Source organism: Crystallibacter degradans (genome assembly GCF_012952295.1).
GTDB lineage: Bacteria > Actinomycetota > Actinomycetes > Actinomycetales > Micrococcaceae > Crystallibacter > Crystallibacter degradans.
Map to the genome: position 1 here is coordinate 75,277 of NZ_JABBCH010000008.1, position 17,633 is coordinate 92,909.

General features: G+C 67.9%; 19 protein-coding genes and 1 riboswitch. Of the genes, 4 read left to right on the forward strand and 15 right to left on the reverse strand.

All coding sequences use genetic code 11. The features are described 5' to 3' along the window. The 3 genes from HGO92_RS13895 to HGO92_RS13905 are packed head-to-tail and all read right to left on the reverse strand — an operon-like array spanning window position 1 to window position 3,910. Window positions 1-861, reverse strand: a complete 861-nt coding sequence (locus HGO92_RS13895) for a glycosyltransferase (protein WP_169995792.1) — start codon at window positions 859-861, stop codon at window positions 1-3. Continuing rightward, window positions 858-2,465: a D-glycero-beta-D-manno-heptose 1-phosphate adenylyltransferase gene (gene rfaE2, locus HGO92_RS13900; RefSeq protein ID WP_169995794.1), complete on the reverse strand. Its 1,608-nt coding sequence runs from the start codon at window positions 2,463-2,465 to the stop codon at window positions 858-860. The genes HGO92_RS13895 and rfaE2 overlap by 4 nt, the downstream gene beginning before the upstream one ends. Further along, on the reverse strand, window positions 2,462-3,910 hold the full coding sequence (locus tag HGO92_RS13905; RefSeq protein WP_169995796.1) for an aldehyde dehydrogenase family protein: 1,449 nt from the start codon (window positions 3,908-3,910) through the stop codon (window positions 2,462-2,464). The genes rfaE2 and HGO92_RS13905 overlap by 4 nt, the downstream gene beginning before the upstream one ends. Before the next feature lie 203 nt (window positions 3,911-4,113). Here HGO92_RS13905 and HGO92_RS13910 point away from each other — a divergent pair, with 203 nt between their 5' ends. Continuing rightward, window positions 4,114-5,313 carry a glycosyltransferase family 9 protein gene (locus tag HGO92_RS13910; RefSeq protein WP_346768960.1) on the forward strand — a complete coding sequence of 400 codons (1,200 nt, stop codon included), beginning with the start codon at window positions 4,114-4,116 and terminating at the stop codon, window positions 5,311-5,313. Here the strand turns inward: HGO92_RS13910 and HGO92_RS13915 are convergent. The 7 genes from HGO92_RS13915 to HGO92_RS13945 form a co-directional block, all read right to left on the reverse strand. Next, a complete protein-coding gene (locus HGO92_RS13915; RefSeq protein WP_169995800.1) occupies window positions 5,279-6,007 on the reverse strand; it encodes an SDR family oxidoreductase in 729 nt (242 codons plus the stop codon). The two genes, HGO92_RS13910 and HGO92_RS13915, sit on opposite strands and share 35 nt — an antisense overlap. Before the next feature lie 34 nt (window positions 6,008-6,041). After that, the gene (locus HGO92_RS13920) at window positions 6,042-7,421 is read right to left on the reverse strand and encodes a PfkB family carbohydrate kinase (protein ID WP_169995802.1); all 1,380 of its coding nucleotides are present in this window, start codon (window positions 7,419-7,421) and stop codon (window positions 6,042-6,044) included. Then, window positions 7,411-8,148, reverse strand: a complete 738-nt coding sequence (locus tag HGO92_RS13925) for a D-sedoheptulose-7-phosphate isomerase (RefSeq protein WP_169995994.1) — start codon at window positions 8,146-8,148, stop codon at window positions 7,411-7,413. The genes HGO92_RS13920 and HGO92_RS13925 overlap by 11 nt, the downstream gene beginning before the upstream one ends. Window positions 8,149-8,273: 125 nt before the next feature. Continuing rightward, window positions 8,274-9,536 carry a glycosyltransferase gene (locus HGO92_RS13930; protein WP_169995805.1) on the reverse strand — a complete coding sequence of 421 codons (1,263 nt, stop codon included), beginning with the start codon at window positions 9,534-9,536 and terminating at the stop codon, window positions 8,274-8,276. Beyond that, window positions 9,533-10,537 carry a glycosyltransferase gene (locus HGO92_RS13935; RefSeq protein ID WP_169995808.1) on the reverse strand — a complete coding sequence of 335 codons (1,005 nt, stop codon included), beginning with the start codon at window positions 10,535-10,537 and terminating at the stop codon, window positions 9,533-9,535. The genes HGO92_RS13930 and HGO92_RS13935 overlap by 4 nt, the downstream gene beginning before the upstream one ends. Then, the gene (locus HGO92_RS13940) at window positions 10,534-11,601 is read right to left on the reverse strand and encodes a glycosyltransferase family 9 protein (protein WP_169995810.1); all 1,068 of its coding nucleotides are present in this window, start codon (window positions 11,599-11,601) and stop codon (window positions 10,534-10,536) included. Before HGO92_RS13940 ends, HGO92_RS13935 begins: the two co-directional genes overlap by 4 nt. Next, the gene (locus tag HGO92_RS13945; protein WP_169995812.1) at window positions 11,598-12,188 is read right to left on the reverse strand and encodes a D-glycero-alpha-D-manno-heptose-1,7-bisphosphate 7-phosphatase; all 591 of its coding nucleotides are present in this window, start codon (window positions 12,186-12,188) and stop codon (window positions 11,598-11,600) included. The genes HGO92_RS13940 and HGO92_RS13945 overlap by 4 nt, the downstream gene beginning before the upstream one ends. Window positions 12,189-12,337: 149 nt before the next feature. On the opposite strand from HGO92_RS13945, the gene HGO92_RS13950 reads away from it, so the two are divergent. Beyond that, window positions 12,338-13,294 carry a glycosyltransferase family 9 protein gene (locus HGO92_RS13950; RefSeq protein WP_169995814.1) on the forward strand — a complete coding sequence of 319 codons (957 nt, stop codon included), beginning with the start codon at window positions 12,338-12,340 and terminating at the stop codon, window positions 13,292-13,294. 24 nt (window positions 13,295-13,318) lie between these two features. Here the strand turns inward: HGO92_RS13950 and HGO92_RS13955 are convergent, their stop codons facing one another. The 4 genes from HGO92_RS13955 to HGO92_RS13970 all read right to left on the reverse strand — a co-directional run bounded on the left by HGO92_RS13955 (window position 13,319) and on the right by HGO92_RS13970 (window position 15,409). After that, entirely contained in the window at window positions 13,319-14,095 is a 777-nt protein-coding gene (locus HGO92_RS13955; protein ID WP_169995816.1) for a sigma-70 family RNA polymerase sigma factor, read from the reverse strand. A 156-nt stretch (window positions 14,096-14,251) separates the two neighbouring features. Then, the gene (locus tag HGO92_RS13960) at window positions 14,252-14,641 is read right to left on the reverse strand and encodes a hypothetical protein (RefSeq protein ID WP_169995818.1); all 390 of its coding nucleotides are present in this window, start codon (window positions 14,639-14,641) and stop codon (window positions 14,252-14,254) included. Between the two features lie 90 nt (window positions 14,642-14,731). Continuing rightward, window positions 14,732-15,091, reverse strand: a complete 360-nt coding sequence (locus HGO92_RS13965) for a DMT family transporter (protein ID WP_169995820.1) — start codon at window positions 15,089-15,091, stop codon at window positions 14,732-14,734. A gap of 3 nt (window positions 15,092-15,094) precedes the next feature. Continuing rightward, the gene (locus HGO92_RS13970; RefSeq protein WP_169995822.1) at window positions 15,095-15,409 is read right to left on the reverse strand and encodes a DMT family transporter; all 315 of its coding nucleotides are present in this window, start codon (window positions 15,407-15,409) and stop codon (window positions 15,095-15,097) included. Window positions 15,410-15,418: 9 nt separating this feature from the next. After that, window positions 15,419-15,486, reverse strand: a riboswitch (guanidine-III (ykkC-III) riboswitch). Window positions 15,487-15,594: 108 nt separating this feature from the next. Here HGO92_RS13970 and HGO92_RS13975 point away from each other — a divergent pair. Next, complete coding sequence (locus tag HGO92_RS13975; RefSeq protein ID WP_169995824.1) at window positions 15,595-16,146, forward strand: flavin reductase family protein; 552 nt, start codon at window positions 15,595-15,597, stop codon at window positions 16,144-16,146. A gap of 20 nt (window positions 16,147-16,166) precedes the next feature. Then, window positions 16,167-17,246: a YihY/virulence factor BrkB family protein gene (locus tag HGO92_RS13980; RefSeq protein ID WP_169995826.1), complete on the forward strand. Its 1,080-nt coding sequence runs from the start codon at window positions 16,167-16,169 to the stop codon at window positions 17,244-17,246. On the opposite strand, the gene HGO92_RS13985 is transcribed toward HGO92_RS13980, so the two are convergent. Continuing rightward, window positions 17,231-17,467, reverse strand: coding sequence for a hypothetical protein (locus tag HGO92_RS13985; RefSeq protein WP_169995828.1), 237 nt, complete (start codon window positions 17,465-17,467; stop codon window positions 17,231-17,233). The two genes, HGO92_RS13980 and HGO92_RS13985, sit on opposite strands and share 16 nt — an antisense overlap. Between the last annotated feature and the right edge of the window lie 166 nt (window positions 17,468-17,633).

Below are 17,633 nucleotides of genomic sequence, written 5' to 3' on the forward strand. Positions count from 1 at the left end.
CTACTCGTCGAGGATGACCTCGGATGCTTCGGTGGACCGGTCCGTCACGGTAGTCGGCGCCTCCAGATGCACGGCACCGGAGGGCAGGATCCCCGCTCCACCGTAGTGCTCCATGACCCGCAACTGCGCGACAACGTCCTCACCGGCATGGGCGGCCGGCAGATCCTTCCAGAACTCGAACCCGCCGCACTCAATTAGCTTGTCGCGGTCGTAAAGCACGCAGCCGCCAACCCAAGCCACCTTGTATAACCGCCACTCTCCGTCGGGAATCTCTAAGGACCGCGCAATGTGTGTCAGATTCGCCGCGTTGTGCAGCGTCCAGCGGGCGAACTGTTCATCCGTCCGGCGCACGCGCTCCGGCTTGACGGTCCCCTCCCACAGTTCAAAGGGCTCCTGCTCCTGAGGCCGCTCGTCGTCCAGGTAGGAGAGCCCCTGGACGGCTGCCCCGATAAAACCGCAGCCGGCTTCGCGGATGGCTGCGTACATCCGCGCGAGCATGCCCGGCTCCAGCCAGATGTCATTGTCCAGGAACAGGATCAGCGGCGCGTCGGCGAGGCCCAGCAGGAAATCGCGCTGCTCCGCCATGCCTTGCCGGGGCAGATGCTGCTCCAGCCTGACCTTGCGGCCTTGCGCCCGGAGCACTCGGACCATTGCTGCGACCGCCGGATGTTCCCAGGTGGGATCACCGTCGGTCTGGTCGCTGATGGTCACCGAGAACGCGGGCCCGTCCTGGGCGGCGAGTCCGGCCAGTGTCACGGCCAGTTCCGCCTCGCGCCCGTAGGTGGGGATCAGTACGTCCACGTCGGCCCGCGGCTCCTCGGGCACCGGGAGCGCCCACTGCCCCGAGTGCCTGCGCGTCATGCCCGTTCCGCCTCTTCAGCCACAGGTCCGGCCGCAGCGGTGCCTTTAGCCGCGTCCCTGATTGTGGCCTTGGCGGCGCCGGTCGCCGGGTCGGCACCCGCGTCCGCGACCGAGCCGGTGCCCGTGCCGGTGCCCGTGCCGCGGATGCGGCGCACTACCGCCGTCGTCGAATGTTCGGAGACGTAGTCCAGGATGCTCACCTGTCCCCCGTACGCTTCGACCGCGGGCGTTTCCTCGAGCATCTGCGGCGAATAGTCCCCGCCCTTGGCATAGATGTCCGGTTTGACGGCCTCGATCAGCGGGATGGGGGTGTCCGTATCGAACACGGTCACGTAGTCCACGCAGCTCAGCGCCGCGATGATGCCTGCGCGGTCCCCCACCGGATTAATCGGCCGGTCCGGGCCCTTGAGCCGGCGCGCGGATTCATCGCTGTTCAACGCGACCACGAGCACGTCGCCGAGCTGTTTGGCCTGGTTCAGGTAGCGCGTGTGCCCGCGGTGCAGCACGTCGAAACAGCCGTTGGTCAGCACGATCCGCCGTCCCGCGGCCCGCTCGTCCCCGAGCCGCCGGGCCAGTTCCGCCGCGTCCAGGGCTGTGTCGCCGAAGCTGCCCAGGTGTCCGGCCAGATCCGCCGTGGTGCACACCGAGGTGCCCGGGCGGTGGACGACGACGTCGGCAGCGGCCTGCGCAAGATCCAGGCAGGTGGTCAGCTGCAGCCCGGCGGCCCGCGCGAGCGTCAGGCAAGCCACAAAGGTGTCCCCCGCGCCGGAAGCCTGCTTCTCGGTAACGGGACGGGCCCACGTGCGGTGCGTACCGCCGTCGTTGTTGAGCAAGATGGTGCCGTCCCGGTCCAAGGTAACGACGGCGGAGCGGGCACCCGCCGCTTCGAGCAGCTGCCCGCCGCTCGCGGCAACCAGGCCCGCCCGGTCCGAGTCCGGTTCGAAGGCGATGCCCAGGAGCCCCGCGGCTTCACCGGCGTTGGGCGTGACCAGATCCGGCTGCACCTGCGCCCAAGGCCTCGGATCGTGCGCGTCCACCACCGTCAGCCGGTCGCCGCGGTGGGCCGCCAGGGTTTCGCGCACGGCGCCGCCGAGGGCTCCGGAGCCGTAGTCGCAGACCACCACGGCGGCACTGGCCAGCAGTGCCTGTGGCACCGCGGCGGCCAGCTGCTCCACCGCATCGGCAGGCACCCGCTGGGTCTGTTCGTCCATCCGCAGCATGATCTGGTCACCGCCGATCACGCGGTACTTGGTGGTGGTGACGACCTCCGGATGTTCGATGAGGCCGGAGACCTCCACGCCGGCCCCCGCCAGCAGTTCCCGCAGCCGGCGTCCGGCCTCGTCGCTGCCGGTGAGCCCGACAATCCGTACCTGCGCGCCGAGCGCAGCAAGGTTCATGGCGGTGTTGGCGGCGCCGCCGGGGGCGTACTCGCGTCGGGCCATGTCCACCACGGGCGCAGGAGCCTCGCGGCAGAAACGCTCGATCCGGCCGGTGAACCAGCCGTCAAGCATGACGTCGCCGAGCACGGTGATCTGCGGGGCGGCCTCGGCCAGGCGCTGCGGCAGCCAGTCCGCGAGCCCGGAAATGCCTTCCAGCGAGCTCATCGCGTCACCCCGCCGGGCAGGCCGACATGGACCACCTTGACCTGGGTGAATTCGTCCAGCAGCTCCGGGCCGTAGCCGAAACCGTGGCCGCTGTCCTTGCGTGGCTGGGCCGAACCACCCGGCGCGCCGCCGAAGACGGCATTGATCTTGACCGTGCCGACCGGCAGCGCTGCAACCGCGTGTTGGGCGTGCGCCATGTCGGCCGTCAGCACGGTGGCGGCCAGGCCGTACCTCCCGGCGGCCGCGCGCTGCAGCCCCTCGTCGAAGCTGTCCACCACGGACACCGGTGCCACCGGCCCGAAAGTCTCCTCGGTCATGACCGTCATGTCCTCAGTGCAGCCGAGCAGCACGGTGGCCGGATAGCGTGCGCCCGGCCCTTCGGGCAGCGCGCCGCCTTCCGCGGCCTTCGCGCCGGCCGCGAGCGCCTGGGCAACCTGGGCGTGGACTTCATCGCGCAGCCTCGTATCCACCAGCGGCGCGAACTGGCCAGTGTTGCGCTTGCGGGCCTCCTCGGCGAGGGCGTTGCAGAAGGCGTCGGCCACGTCGCGGTGCACGTAGATCCGTTCCACCGAGGTGCAGATCTGGCCGCTGTTGGCGAACGCCCCGATGGCTGCCTGCTCCGCGGCCCACACCGGGTCCACGCCGGCGTCCACCAGCAGCGGATCATTGCCGCCGTTTTCGCGGATTACGTGCGCACCGGTCAGCGCCGCCGCCTGCGCGATCCTCGTCCCGGTGGCACTGGAGCCAACGTGGGCGAAAACATCGACGCCGGGATGACTGGTCAGCGCCGAGCCTACCTGCGGTCCGCCGTTGAGCGTGATCAGGACGTCCGGCGGCAGCACCGCGGCCAGCACCTCCCCGAGTATCGCGCCCAAGTGCGGGCAGCGCTCGCTCGGCTTGTGCACTACAGCGTTGCCGGTTACCAATGCGGCGCCCAGCAGGCCCGCGGCGACGGCGACCGGATCGTTCCACGGGGTCAGCAGGACCGCGACGCCGCGCGGCTCGGCCACGGTGTAGTCGGCCGCCATTCTGGAACCGCGCAGGCTCAGCCCGCGGTGAACCGGTGCCAGTTCCGCGTATTGCCGCAGGGTTGCCGCGCCAGCCTTGACGCCTTCCAGGGCCTCGGCTTCGGGGCGGCCGGTTTCGCGCGCGTTCATCAGCGCCAGCCGTTCGGCGTTGTCGCTCAGCGCAGCGGCCGCCGCGTGCAGCAGTTCGCCGCGGGCTGCCGGGGCAAGGGCCGCCCAGCCCGGCTGCGCGGCGCGGGCCGCGGCAACCGCCTGGTCCACTTCCTCTGGGCTGGCCTCCGGCACGCTGCCCACGAGGCTTCCGTCGCGCGGATTGTGAATGGTGATGGCGGCTTCGCCCGACGCGCCTGTCTTGCCGGACGTGGCGGAGTTGGCTGCTTCGTTTTCCTGCTGCAGGACTGTCTCGGAACCGGTTGTCATATCGCTCCTTTTCCAGATCGGCCCGGCCGCGCACAAAAGTGCCGGCCGAACAAAGCGTTCTGCTGACTCCGTACCCCGTTGCCTGCCCATTCAGACACTGACGATCCAACCTCTTTGAAGCACTGGCCAGCGGTGCGGAAGCGCTTTAGGGTGAAGCTCAGAACAGATACTGCCGATGCGCGCCGGCGAAGATGGAGGTACACGTGGAACAGGAAATCGACGTCGACAAGGTGGCCACCGGCGGAGCGGACTTCGGCGGCGAGCGGCTCGATGCAACGGCGGGGCAGGGCCTCGTCGGCCCGCTGCTGGGTCGGTTCGACGGCGTCAAGAAGATCGCAGTACTCCGTGGCGGTGGACTCGGCGACCTGATGTTTGCCGTGCCGGCCATGCAGTCGCTGGCCGCCGCATACCCGGAGGCAACCATCACCTTGCTCGGGGCACCGTTACATGCGGCGCTGCTGGACGGCCGGCCGGGTCCGGTGGACCGGGTCGAGGTGCTGCCCTTTGCGCACGGCGTGCGGCCGGGGCCCGAGGATCCCGTGGCGGTGGAGGAGTTCCTGGCTCGGATGCGCGAAGATCGCTTCGATCTGGCCGTCCAACTCCACGGCGGCGGGCGCTTTTCCAATCCGTTCCTGCTCGAGCTGCAGGCCCGGCACACCGTGGGCGCCCGGACCGAGGATGCTGCGGCCCTGGAACGCACCATCCCCTACCTCTATTACCAGCACGAGGTGCTCCGCGCGCTGGAAGTGGTCGGCCTCGCCGGTGCCGCCCCAGTGGCGCTGCAGCCCCAGTTGACGGTGCTGCCAGAGGAAGAGACGGCAGCTGCCGGCCTGCTGGACGCCGGGCGGCCCTCGCTGGTGACCATCCACCCCGGCGCCTCGGACCAACGGAGGCAATGGCCGCCGTCGTACTTTGCGCAGGTCGCCGCGTGGGCGGCGCAGGATGGCTGCCAGGTCCTCCTCATCGGGGGTTCGGAGGATGCGGATTTGGCCGACGACGTGGTTTCCCAGGCGCAGGAATTAATGCACGACGCCGGGAGCATCCGTTCCGTGGCCGGGCAGCTGGGGCTCGGGGAACTGGCCGCGTTGCTGCGCGCGAGCGACGTCATGCTGGGAAATGACAGCGGGCCGCGGCACCTGGCCCAGGCCGTGGGCACGCCTACGGTCGGGATCTACTGGGCCGGGAACGTGATTATGGCCGGTGCGCTGGGACGGACGGTGCACCGGGTCCACATGTCCTGGATGACGCACTGCCCGGTCTGCGGATCCGATCTGACGCAGGTCGGCTGGACCGCCGAGCGCTGCGAACACGAGTTTCCGCTGACCGAGCAGATACGCCCCGAAGACGTCTACTCGGACGTCCGCCAGCTTAGGGCCACGAGTCTTCTTCTTCGTGGCAAATAACCATCTCGCGTACCTCGCAGCCCTTCGGCTGTGAGAGTGCGAAGAGGATGGCTTCGGCTACGCGCTCGGGATCGTTAAGCCGGGAGTCGTCCTGCGGCTTGTACTGCTCCGTGCGGTCGTCGAAGAACCGGGTCTTCATGCCGGCCGGAATCATTGTGGTGACGCCGACCTGTCCGCGGGTCTCCGCCGCCAGCGCACGGCTGAATCCGACGACGCCGAACTTCGAGGCGCAGTAGGCGGTGGCGTCCGAGACTGCCTTGATGCCCAGCGACGAGGCCACTGTGATGACCCGGCCATGCGAAGCCATCAGGTGCGGCAGCGCGGCGCGGACCACGGAGACGGTGCCCATCAGGTTCACGCCGATCACCTTGTCCCACTCGTCCGCCGGGACGTCTTCCAGCCGACCGCAGCGGTCGATGCCTGCCGCGGTGACCACTGCATCCAGCCCGTCCAGCGTTTCCGCTGCCTGCTGCACTGCCGCGGTGACGGCCTCACGGTCGGAGACATCGACTTCCAAGCACTTCACGCCGGAGACGCGGCTGACGTCGCGGTCCAGCACCACCGGGGTGCCGCCGGCCTCACGGACCGCTTCGACGACGGCGGCACCGAGGCCGGAACCGCCGCCGGTGACCAAGACTCGACCGGGATTGCCGGGATTGTGGGGATTGGTAGGCGTGGATCCTGCTGATTTCATCTGTTCCTCCTAGTGGACGTGATGGTCTTGTTGGCTAGCCGACCTTGGCCAGGGCCGCGGCCAGCCGGGTGGTGGAGCGCGCCGGATGGTAGGGAACCGTCACGGCGCGTCCGCCCCAGGTCTGCAGCAGCGCGGCTTCGGGCAGCTGGTCCGCCGTGTAGTCCCCGCCCTTGACCCAGAGGTCCGGCCGCAGCTGTTCCAGTGCGGCCTCCGGGGTCTGCTCGTCGAAGACCAGCACCGCGTCCACGCATTCCAGCGAGAGCAGCAGTTCGGCACGGTCCTGCTGGCCCATGATGGGACGGTCTTCGCCCTTGAGCCGCGTGACCGAGGCGTCCGAGTTGAGGCAGACGATCAGGCAGTCGCCCAACCCGCGGGCAGCCGCCAGGGTCCGGGCGTGGCCGGCGTGCAGCAGGTCGAAGCAGCCGCCGGTCGCCACCACGGTGCCGCCGGCTTCCCGCGTCTGCCGGGCCACCCGCAGCGCATCCACGCCGCCGCCGTGCAGCTGCTCCGGCGCGGCCTCTTCGCGCAGACTGGCCACCCCGCCGGCAGCAAGGAACGCGGCCGCCTGTTGCACGGCCCCCTCGGCCGCGGCCGGAAGCGGCTGCCCGCCCATCAGCCCGACGGCGAGCGCGCCGGCAAAGCGGTCACCGGCACCGCAGGGATCCCCCACCTGTACCTTGGGTGCGGGAATTACCTGCGGCAGGCCGTCGTCGGCCAGGACCAATGCGCCGGCGCCGCCGAGCGTAACGATTACCGACCCGCACTGCCAGGCACGGCGCAGTTCCTCCGCTGCCAGGGCAGCCTCGCGGGCACCGCCGTCCTGCTTTGTGGACAGCCCGGCTGCCCGGATCGCCTCCGGCAAGTTGGGCGTGACCGCGGTGACGCCGGGCACCGGAGTGCTTCCGGAAGGGTGCGGGTCCCAGACCACGGGTATCCTGCCGGCCAGTTGCTGTAGAAGTTCACGCAGCCGGGTATTCGCGGCCAGGCCCCGCCCGTAGTCCGCCACGACCACGGCGTCGGCCTGTTCGAGGGCGGCGAGCATTCCGTCAGTCACGTCAGGAATCTTCACCTCGCCGCAGCCCTCGTCGAACCGCACAACGCACTGCCCGGCGGCCCGGATCCGGGTCTTCACCGGTGTGGGTGCGCCGGATGGGCCGGCGATGACCTCTATCCCGTCAAGGGCGCCGCGCAGCTGTCCGGAAACGCCGTCGTCGGACAGCACGGTGACCAGCCGGACGGCATGCCCGTCGCGCTCCAGCATCCGTGCCACCAGCCCGGCACCGCCGGCCCGGTAGTCCGTCTCCGCCACGTCCACCACAGGCACCGGTGCATCCGGGGACAGCCTGCTGGCATCGCCGTGCACATCGGCGTCGAGCAGCACATCCCCCACCACCACAATGTTCTTAGGACTCATGAATGCCCCTCCTATCCGTACCGCGCGAACCGGCCGTGCGGCCCGAGCCGGCCGACGGGGCTACGGCCGCCGTTTCTGTTGCCCGGCGCCGGGCCACCTCGGCGTCGAACGCCCGGCAGATGGCGTGCAGGGCCATCAGATGCCCCTCCTGCACATTGGCCGGCAGCGCATCGATGGCGACGTAGTCGTCGCAGATCCTGGTCAGCGGGTTCGGGGCGCTGCCGGTCAGCGCCCATGTGGTCACGCCCAGGCTGCGGGCGGCCTCCACCGCATTGAGCAGATTGGCGCTCTTGCCGCTGGTGGTCAGCAGCACCAGCACGTCCCCCTCGCGCCCGTGGCCGCGCACCTGCCGGGCGAACAGCTGATCAAAACCGTAGTCGTTGCCGATGGCGGTGACCGCGGAGGTTTCCGCATGCAGCGAGATGGCCGAGAACGCCTCCCGCTCGCCGTCGAACCGGCCCACCAGCTCGGCAGTCAGGTGCTGTGCCTCCGCGGCGGACCCGCCGTTGCCGGCGGCCAGCAGCCGTTGCCCGCCGAGCAGCCGGTCGGCCAGGTCGATGCCCCAGGCCGCCAGCTGCGGAGCCTGGCAGCGCAGCGAATCGACGGCCGGAGCCACCTGCCGCAGATGCTCCAGCACTGCGTCCAGGCCCCCGGCCGTTTCCTCCCCGGCACCGTCCTGGTGCCCAGGGCCGGGTTCAGTAGAAGGCACGACGGCGGGACTCGGCACCGGGACGAGGGCCGGCCCCTGCGGCCGGGCGTAAGTTTCCGGATCCGCTTGCGTCCTACCGGCGGCCTGGTTGCGTGCGGTTGCTTGCCGGCCGCCCGTCTGGGTGGTGGTGATCGACACTGGTCTCACAATGCTTCCCCTTCCAGCTGGCGCACTGCCCCGCTCATGGCACCGGAGTTCCGGGCCAGGTTGTAGGCCTTTTCGGTATCGGCGGCAACGCGGTCCCAGGAGTAACGGGTGCGGACCCGCTTCCGGCCGGCCCTGCCCAGCTCCTGCGCCAGCTGCGGATCCAGCAGCAGCTCCGCCAGTGCGCAGGCCACCGCATCGGGGTCCTTCGGCGGCACCTGCAGGCCGGTCTTGCGGTCCACCACCGTGTCGATCAAACCGCCCACGGACGCCGCGACCACGGGAACACCGCACGCCATGGCTTCCAGCGGCACAATGCCGAACGGCTCGTACCACGGCACGCAGACAACGGCGTCGGCGCTGCGCAGCACGGTAGGAATCTTGTCCTGCGGAATCTGGCCGCGCAGCACCACCTGGTCCGCGACACCGAGCTCGCCGGCCAGCTCCATCAAACGCCGCGCTTCGGGATCCCCCGCCAGCCCATCCGGCCCCGAAGCTCCGCCGACAACCAGCAGTTCGACGTCGTCAATCCCTTGGTCTTTCAGCAGCCGCAGCGCGCGGACCACCAAGTCAACGCCCTTGCGCGGCACCAGCCGGCCTACGCTGATGATCCGGTGGCGGCGGCCGCGCGGCTCGACGTCGCCAGTGGCACCGAACAGTTCCAGGTCCACGCCGCAGGGGGCAATGGAAATGTTGCTCCGCGGCACGCCCATGGCGGTCAACTCGAAGACCTCGTCGGAGCAGGTGGCGATGATCCGGTCCACGTTGCGTCCCACAGACGGTTCGAGCCAGGCGCGCTGGGCGGGGCTGGTGTCCTGAACGCCCTGGTGCCTGCGCTTGACCGTGCCGAGGGCGTGGAACGTCTGCAGGACGGGCACCGGGTAACCGGAACCGTAGTTCCGCCGGGCCGCATCAAGGGCGGCGACGCCGGACATCCAGAAATGGCCGTGGACGATATCCGGCGGGTTGCAGTCCCAGTCCGCCGAGATTCCGTCCGCCAGCTGGCCCATGAACGGCAGCAGTTCGTCCTTGGACACCGGCTCGGGCGGTCCGGCATCGATGTGGACGACTTCCACGCCGTGCCGCATCCGCACGCGCGCGGGCAGGGCCGCGTTGTCCCGCCGGGTATAAACGGTGACGGAGTGCCCGCGCTTGGCCAGGGAGGCCGAAAGGGCGGCGACGTGCACGTTCTGGCCGCCGGCGTCCACTCCTCCCAGTACGGCCAGCGGGCTGGCGTGTTCGGAAACCATGGAAATCCTCACAGCTCTCTCCTCTCGTTCGCTGCAATAACCCTGCCGGCGTGTGTCCTTGTTTCGGCCAGCACCGCGTCCCAGTTGTCCAGGAAGGCCGCCAGTCCGTGGCGCTGCAGCACTGTTTCGCGTGCCACTGCACCGCGGGCGCGGGCCTCCTCGGGTTCCTGCACCAGCCGCGCCGCCTCCCGGCGCAGCTCGTCCACATTCGTGGAGATGGCGCCGGCCTCCGGCGGGACCGCCCGGGCAGCTTCTGTGGTGGCCAGCGCGATGACCGGCATGCCCAGATGCATGGCTTCCAGCAGGGCCAGTCCCAGCGAAGTCCAGCGCAGCGGATGCACGTACGCGCGGCAGCGGGCCAGTTCGGCATGCAGCAACTTGCCGGGCAGGTCGCCGCGGACAGTCAGCTGGTCAGGCCCCAGCCCGGTGGCGGAGGCGAGCTCATCCGTGCCCATGCCGAAGACTTCCAGATGGCCGGCCAGCGCGAATTCGGGCAGCAGGTCCGTGCCGGTCACACGCCAGCGGCGGACGGGTTCGTTGACCACCACGGCCAGATGGTCCAGCTCACCGGTGTAGAGGTGGCCGGGGTCCACGACGCCGTGTTCGATCACCGTGGTGGGCGCGGTGCCGCAGTCCCAGAACAGCCGGTTGAAGTGGGTCACGTGCACCACCGGAATGGATTGCTGGTCCGCCAGCGGGTGCAGGGAATTGGGCACATCGCCCTTGGGCGTGTTGTGCTCCAGGAAGACCGCCGGAATGTCGCGGCCCGGGCGCCTTCCCAGCAGCCGCTCGCATTCGGCCAGTTCCTCCGGCCGCTGCAGCACTACAACGTCGATATCCGACTCGCGCAGGTCCTCCGGCGCGATGTCGCGGACATTTTCGGGCCAATCGCGCCCGGCCCGGCCCAGGCCCCAGGGTCCGCCGTCGGGCGTTGCGGGCAGCAGGTAATCGTGGCGGCCGCGCACAAACGCGTCGGTCCAGCCGCCGTGGACATGCCAGAGCAGTATCTTCATGCGTTCCTCGTCTCTCTGCGGGTGGGCAAGGAAGTCACTCCGGTGGTCAGCCGCTGCACGGCCGCCACCACTTCTTCAGGTTCAACACCGGACAGGCAGGGGTGGCCGGGCACGGGGCAGACGCGGGCGCGGCTGAGCCGGCACGGCGCGTTCTGGTCCCCCAGCAGCTCCAGCGGCACTTTGTACGGCGCCCAGCGCACGGCCGGAACCACCGGGGCGAAAAGGCTGACCACGGGAGTTCCCACGGCGGCGGCCAGGTGCGCGGGACCGGTATTACCGGTTACGACGGCGGAAGCACCGGCCAGCACGCCGGCGAGGCTGTGAAGGTCCGTCCGGCCGCCCAGGTCCAAGGCATCGGGGCCTGCCACCGTCGCGGTCAGTTCCGCCTCCGCGGGACCGCCCGTGACCACCACTCGGTAGCCGGCGGCTATGAGCAGTTCCACCGCGGCCGCATGGTGCAGTGGCGGCCAGGCCCTTGCCGGGACAGCGGCACCGGGGTGGACGGCGATGTACGGTTCGGTTCCTACCAGCCAGGCGACATCCGGAATGTCGCGCACGCGCAGCCGTCCGTCGTCGTTAGCTGGCAGACGGTAGCCCGCAGCCGCGGCGATCTGCAGGGCGCGCTCGGCCTCCGGCTGGTCTTCGGGAAAATCTTCGCCGGGCTTGAGCCGCACATCCAGCAGCGAACCGGCATAGTCCGTGGACGCCGCGGTGATCCGTTCCACCCCGGCGAGCCGCAGCAGCATGGCCAGCGGCAGCGGGGACTGGTGGAACGACGTCAGGATTACGGCTTCTTCTATCTGCCGGCCGCGCACCCAATCGCACAGCGCGGCGACGTGGTCCTCGGTGACCGGCGGGGCCGGATCCACGATCCAGGGGCTGGCCCAGGTGAACACGTCCGTCACGCCCGGCAACAGCTTGGCCGCCGCGGTCCCCTGCGGCCCGCACAGCATCAGGACCTCGTTGGGCCGCGCGCTCACACCGGCGGCAACGGCGCGGACGGCAGGGCCGGCAAGCAGCACGTCCCCCGCACTGTCCAGCCTGGCTACCAGCACCCGGCTCATAGGCTGCCCCGCGCCACGTCGCCATCCCGGACCAGGTCACCTTCGTGCAGGAAGCCGGTTCCCAGCAGCAGCTCAAGGGCCGCCGCCAGATCCGGCGCGACCAGCTCCGCCGCGTCGATCTCCTCGGCGCGGGTGACCGGGGTCGGCACCAGCACACCGGTTGCTCCGGCTGCAGCCGCCGCCTCGACGTCGGCGCCGATGTCCCCGATGAAAGCGACTTCAGACGGCTGCAGGCCAAGCCGGCGGCAAGCACTTAGGATCATCCCCGGCGCCGGCTTCCGGCACTCGCAGCCGTCCGCCGGTCCGTGCGGGCAGACTTCCCAGAGGTCGAACGGTCCGAGCAGTTCCGCGACCCGGGCGTTGACCGCGTCGACCTGCGGGCGCTGCAGCAGTCCCCGGGCAATGCCGGACTGGTTGGTCAGGACGCCGCAGCGCAGTCCGGCGCGGCGGACCGCGTCAAGGGCCTCGGCGGCGCCGGGCATCGGCCGGACCTGTTGCGGGTCCGCGTTGTATGGGACGTCCACCACCAGCGTGCCGTCCCGGTCGAAGAGGACGGCCTGCGGCGGACCAAGAATGTGGCGACTCATACCAGCACTGTTCCCGTAGAAGCAGCGGCCTAAACACTTCCGCTGCGACTTCTTTTACTTCTTCTCCCCCAACTCTCACGTTCCCGCCGGTCCGGCCGCGGCATGTGGCACCATAAAACCAACACCGATGAAAGGGACTTTCCACCACAATGGAGCAATTGATGCGGGACGGGCTGGAGCCCGATGGCAGGCCGGAACTGCTGGTGCTGCGCGCCTTGAAGCTCGGCGATCTGCTGGTGGCGGTTCCCGCCCTGCACGCCCTGCGGCGGGCCTATCCGGACCACCGGATCATCTATGCCGCCCAGGGCTGGCTCCGTCCGATGATCGAACTGGTCGGCTCCGTGGACGATCTGCTCGATACCCACGGCCTGGATGTCCCGTTGGCGCTCTCCCCGGGTCGGGTCGATATTGCCGTGAACCTGCATGGCAGCGGGCCGGAGAGCCGCGGACGGATCGCGGCGCTGCAGGCCAAACGGATCATTGGCCACCTGTCCGAGGAGCGGGCCGGTCCGCGCTGGCAGGACGGCGTCCATGAGCGCGAGCGCTGGGCCCGGCTGGTCCATTGGCATGGCATTGACGCCGATCCGCTTGACTACCGGCTGCAGCCGCCGGCGGTTGCCAGCCCCCGGCCCGGTGCCGTGGTCATTCACGTAGGCGCCGCCTACGGCAGCCGGCTCTGGCCGGTGGAACGCTTTGCCGAAGTCTCGCGGGAACTGGTCGCTTCGGGGCACGAGGTGCTCTTTACCGGCAGCGGCGGCGAACGGCCTCGTGCCGAAAAGGTAGCCGCCCTCGCCAGCCTCCCCGCTGAAACCGTAGTAGCAGGCGAGCTGGGACTAGCTGACTTCGCGGCGGCCGTCGCAGACGCGGCACTGGTCATTTCGGCGGACACCGGAGCCGCCCATCTCGCCTCCGCGTACGGCCGTCCCTCCGTGGTCATCTTCGGGCCGGCCCCGGTAGCCGAATGGGGGCCGCCGCCCGGACCGCACATCGTGCTGACAAACGAAGCACTCCGCGTCGGGGACACCTTTTCGGACCAGCCGGACCCGGCGCTCCTGGCCGTCAGCGTGCAAGACGTGCTGTCCGCGGTGTCCCAGCTAGGCCTCTGAGGCGCCCACCCGGACAAGTGGGAACTAGGCAGTGCGCACGCTAGCGCCGTTGTCGGCGTCGTGTTCTTCCAGCAACTGGCGCTGCAGCTTCACCAGGATCCGGGCCAGCGCACGGGAGACCTGCATCTGAGTCATCCCGACCCGTTCTCCGACCCGCTGCTGGGATTCCTCCTCGAAGTACCGGTAGTACAGCAACTGCTGCTCGCGCCGGCTGAGCTCGCGGATAGCGCCGCGCAGCATGAGCCGCTCCTCCGCCTTGTCCAGCCTGTTGTCCGTGCCGCCCAGCAAGTCGGCCAGGTTCCGGCCCTCGGCATCCGCTTCCAGCGATTCCGGCCGCAGGCTGTTCTGGCAGTTCAGGGCCTCGGCTACCGCATCCAGGCTCTCGCCCAGTTCTTCCGCCAGCTCCGCCAGAAAAGGGTCCCGCCCCAGCCGCTGAGCCAGGGCCGGCCCGGCTTTGGCCGCCGCCGTTCGCAGGTCCTGGATATGACGCGGAGGCCGGATCACCCAGCAGCTGTCCCGCAGATACCGTTTGAGTTCGCCGGTCACCGTGGGCATCGCATAAGCGGGAAAATCCGTTCCGCGTTCAGGGTCGAAACCACGTATCGCCTTGAGCAGCCCCATCCGGGCAACCTGCTTCAAGTCATCAAGCTCGCGCCCGGTGCCCACGTAGCTCCGCGCAGCCGTCTCCGCAATGTCCAGGTGTCCCAGCACCAGTTCCTCTTCAAGCGCCCGGCGGAGCGAGCCCTTTGCGCGCCGCGCCTGGCGAAAGAGTATCTTGTTGTTGCTGGTGGCAAGCTGCATAACCGTTGACTCTCCTGATCAGGGGAACCACGCGGTGTATCCGCGTTCCACTTCAGGGAAACATAAGCATGCTTACATATCAACGGTACTTCGGAAAAAGGTTGCCGGAAAACTTCTCCTACCCGGGGAGAAGAAGGTATAAGCCGAAGCAGCAGTTCAGGCGCTGTGCAGGTGCAGGAGCCGCGCGACGTCGGAATAAGTATCCGCCGGCACCCTGTCCATGCGGCAGACCGGGGAAAGCTTCGGCAGCAGCAAGACAACGACGCCGACACCCTCCAGCACACAGCGCACTTCGGAATATATGGCCGTCGCATTGGCGCTTGAGGGCGCGGGCAGGTAGCCAAGCATCTCAAGCGCCTCGGTCTCCAGGTGCCGCGCCTCGCGCAGATCCAGGGTAAGGGAGACGTCTGCAGCCAGGGAGTGCGCCCGCCGCAGAACGCACAGCAGCGCCTGGCAGCTGGCGGCGGTCAGGCAGCCCTGGACATCGATCCGCGCGGTTTTGAGATCGGCGTCGAGGCCGACGACGAGCTGCAGTTTGTGATCCATTGATCAGTCCCCGAAAAATAAGGCAACGGGCTACGGCTTAACCCGGCCCCCCAGTAAACCAGACTGTGCGGTGCATCACAAAGCCGGCACTCAATCTCCGGAGCGTCCTGCTGCCGCTTGGCTCTTCGGCTGCTTGGAATCGACAACCTTTAACCCGATCACACAGCCAATGATCCCGAGGAGGAAAAGAATCTTCAGCAGCCCCGCGGCCTCACCGGTGAATACCACCGCATAGGCGACGGTCAGCACCGCGCCCGCACCTGTCCAGACGGCGTAAGCCGTACCGATCGGGATTCCCCGCATGGCATAGCCCAGACCCACCATGCTCAGGGACAGGGCGATAAAGAACAGCACTGTCGGTCCCGGCCGTGACAGCCCCTCCGACGCGCCGAGGGCGGTTGCCCAGACGGCTTCCAGCACTGCACTGATAAGCAAGACAGTCCAATACATGGCTCAACCCACCGCCTTCAGGCCTACCACGCAGCCGATTATGCCCAGCAACAGCAGCACCTTCGCCCACGAAACCGCCTCGCCGCCGAAGGCCATCGAGTAGGCGGCCGTGAGCACGGCACCCACCCCGACCCAGACTGCGTAGGCGGTGCCGACCGGGATCGCCGTCATCGCGTAAGCAAGGCCAGCCATACTCACTGTCATCGCCACGAAAAACGTGATTGTTGGCCACAGTCGCCGGAAGTTCTTGGAGAGCCCCAGCGCCGTCGCCCACACGGCTTCGAGCACACCGGACAGGATCAGTATTACCCATTCCATCGGAAATCCTTTGGCCAGTCTTGTCGCTCACCGGGTACTGATCCGTCGTCCGGAGACCTGCAGCTTCGAGGTCTTGTTAAGAAGATATCAACGTACGACGGCGGTGGGTGGGTTTGGTTGCCGATCTCACCACCAGAAGCGGCCAACCTTGTCCGAAGGAGCGGCACGCGTGGCACGATGGACAAATGGAGAACCCGGAGCCGCCGGACAGCTACCGGCTCAACGCCGGTGCGCCGACGGAAGCGGACATCGATCAATACCGCCTGCTCAGCGCCAATGCTGCCGCCGGCGTCGGCGTTGTCTCCACCAGTTGGCGCGGACGGGACTACGCCGCCACGGTCACCGGCCACCTGTCGGTCTCCTACCATCCGCCCACCATGCTGGTCAGTCTTTACGGTGAGTCCCGTATCGCCGAGGCAGTTGCCGGTAGCGGGATGTGGGCACTGAGCCTGCTCACTGGCAGCCAGCGTGGTATCGCGAATTGGCTGGCCAGCCCCGGAACACCGCTGGAGGGGCTGCTGACCCAGGTCCCGTACCGGCGCGGGGCCGTCTCGGGCGCCGTCATCGTCGATCACGCCCTGGCCCATTTCGAACTACGGACCATGCAGATCCACCCAGCCGCAACGCATCTGCTGGTCGTCGGCGAAGTGCTCACGATGGGCTCCGCCGCATCGGGTGCGGATGAACTCGACCCGCTTGTCCATTTCGGTTCCGCCTACTACCGGCTGGACCGCTGATAACAGAGGATCAGGTGATCATGACCGCAGCGAGCAGCACAGGAAGTCCCCGGGACAGCCGCAAGTTCCCGCCGCCGGACAGCGACCGCAAGCCCGATTCCCCCACCGACCTGACCAAGCCCGCCTGGGGCTACATCGTCAAGCGCACCATCCGTGAGTTCAGCTCGGACCGCTGCACCGATCTGGCGGCAGCCATGACCTACTTTGCCGTCCTGTCGGTCTTCCCCGGGCTGCTCGCCGTCGTCTCGCTGCTCGGCGTCGTCGGTCAGGGGGAAGCCACAACCCGGACCATCATTGAGATGCTGGAACGGCTCGGTGCACCGGAAAACGCCGTCGGCCTTATCGAAGGGCCAATTAATCAGCTCACCACGTCCACCGCGGCCGGGCTGACGCTGGCCGTTGGTGTCATCGGTGCTGTCTGGACGGCGTCCGGTTATGTGCGGTCCTTCGGCCGGGCCATGAACAACATTTATCAGGTGCCCGAGGGCCGGCCGATCTGGAAGCTCTACCCGATCATGCTGGGCATAACACTCTCGCTGGTCATCGCGGTGGTCCTGATGATGCTACTCTTCCTGCTCTCCGGCCAGGTGGCCGAAACCATTGGCAGCATGATCGGCCTCGGCGATACAGCACTCCTCACCTGGAACATCGCCAAGTGGCCGCTGATGGTGCTGTTGTTGGTAGTCATGATCGCCCTGTTGTACTACGCGACACCGAATGTGCAGCAACCCAAATTCCGGTGGATCAGTATCGGGGCTTTCGTCGCCATCCTCGTTATGGCTGCGGCTACCGCAGGTTTCGGTTTCTACGTCTCAAACTTCGGTAACTACAACGCGACCTATGGCACCATCGGCGGCGTGATCGTGCTGCTGTTGTGGATTTGGATCATGAATGTGGTCCTGCTCTTCGGCGCGGAGCTGGATGCGGAAATAGAACGCGGCCGCCAGTTGCAGGCGGGCATCGAAGCGGAGGAAAAATTGCGTCTGCCCCCGCGGGATACACGCCAAACACTGAAGCTCCGTGATAAGGAACTCGAGCTGGTCAACGACGGCCGCGAACTACGGCATATCCATTCACATACTAATTACCGGGAGGGCTGAACTTCTTCGGCTACCTCGTCCTTAGCGTCGCGGGCATCGAGCTCGACCCGTAGTTCTTCGCTTCGGAATTCGGTTTCCGGATCCGGTGATCCCAGTTGCAGGTATTCGCGTTCCACCTGGCGCAGAATTCGGCTGTTGAGAATTTCCAACTCCGTATCCGGCACTTTGCTGAGGTCCTGCGGAAAGCCTTCCTCTGGGGGAAGGAGGCGCTTCGGGGCCATGGTTCACTCCAATAATTTTCAAGAGAGCCACAGGCTGTTGCTTAACCTGAATTCTGAAAGTAGCAGAAGCAGAAGTACTCCACAATGATTCTGGGTTCGGGTTGACATACGTTTCAGAAACTTTTAAAGTCTGCTTCCGCACCGACCCGCTGAGTCGCGGGGTCCT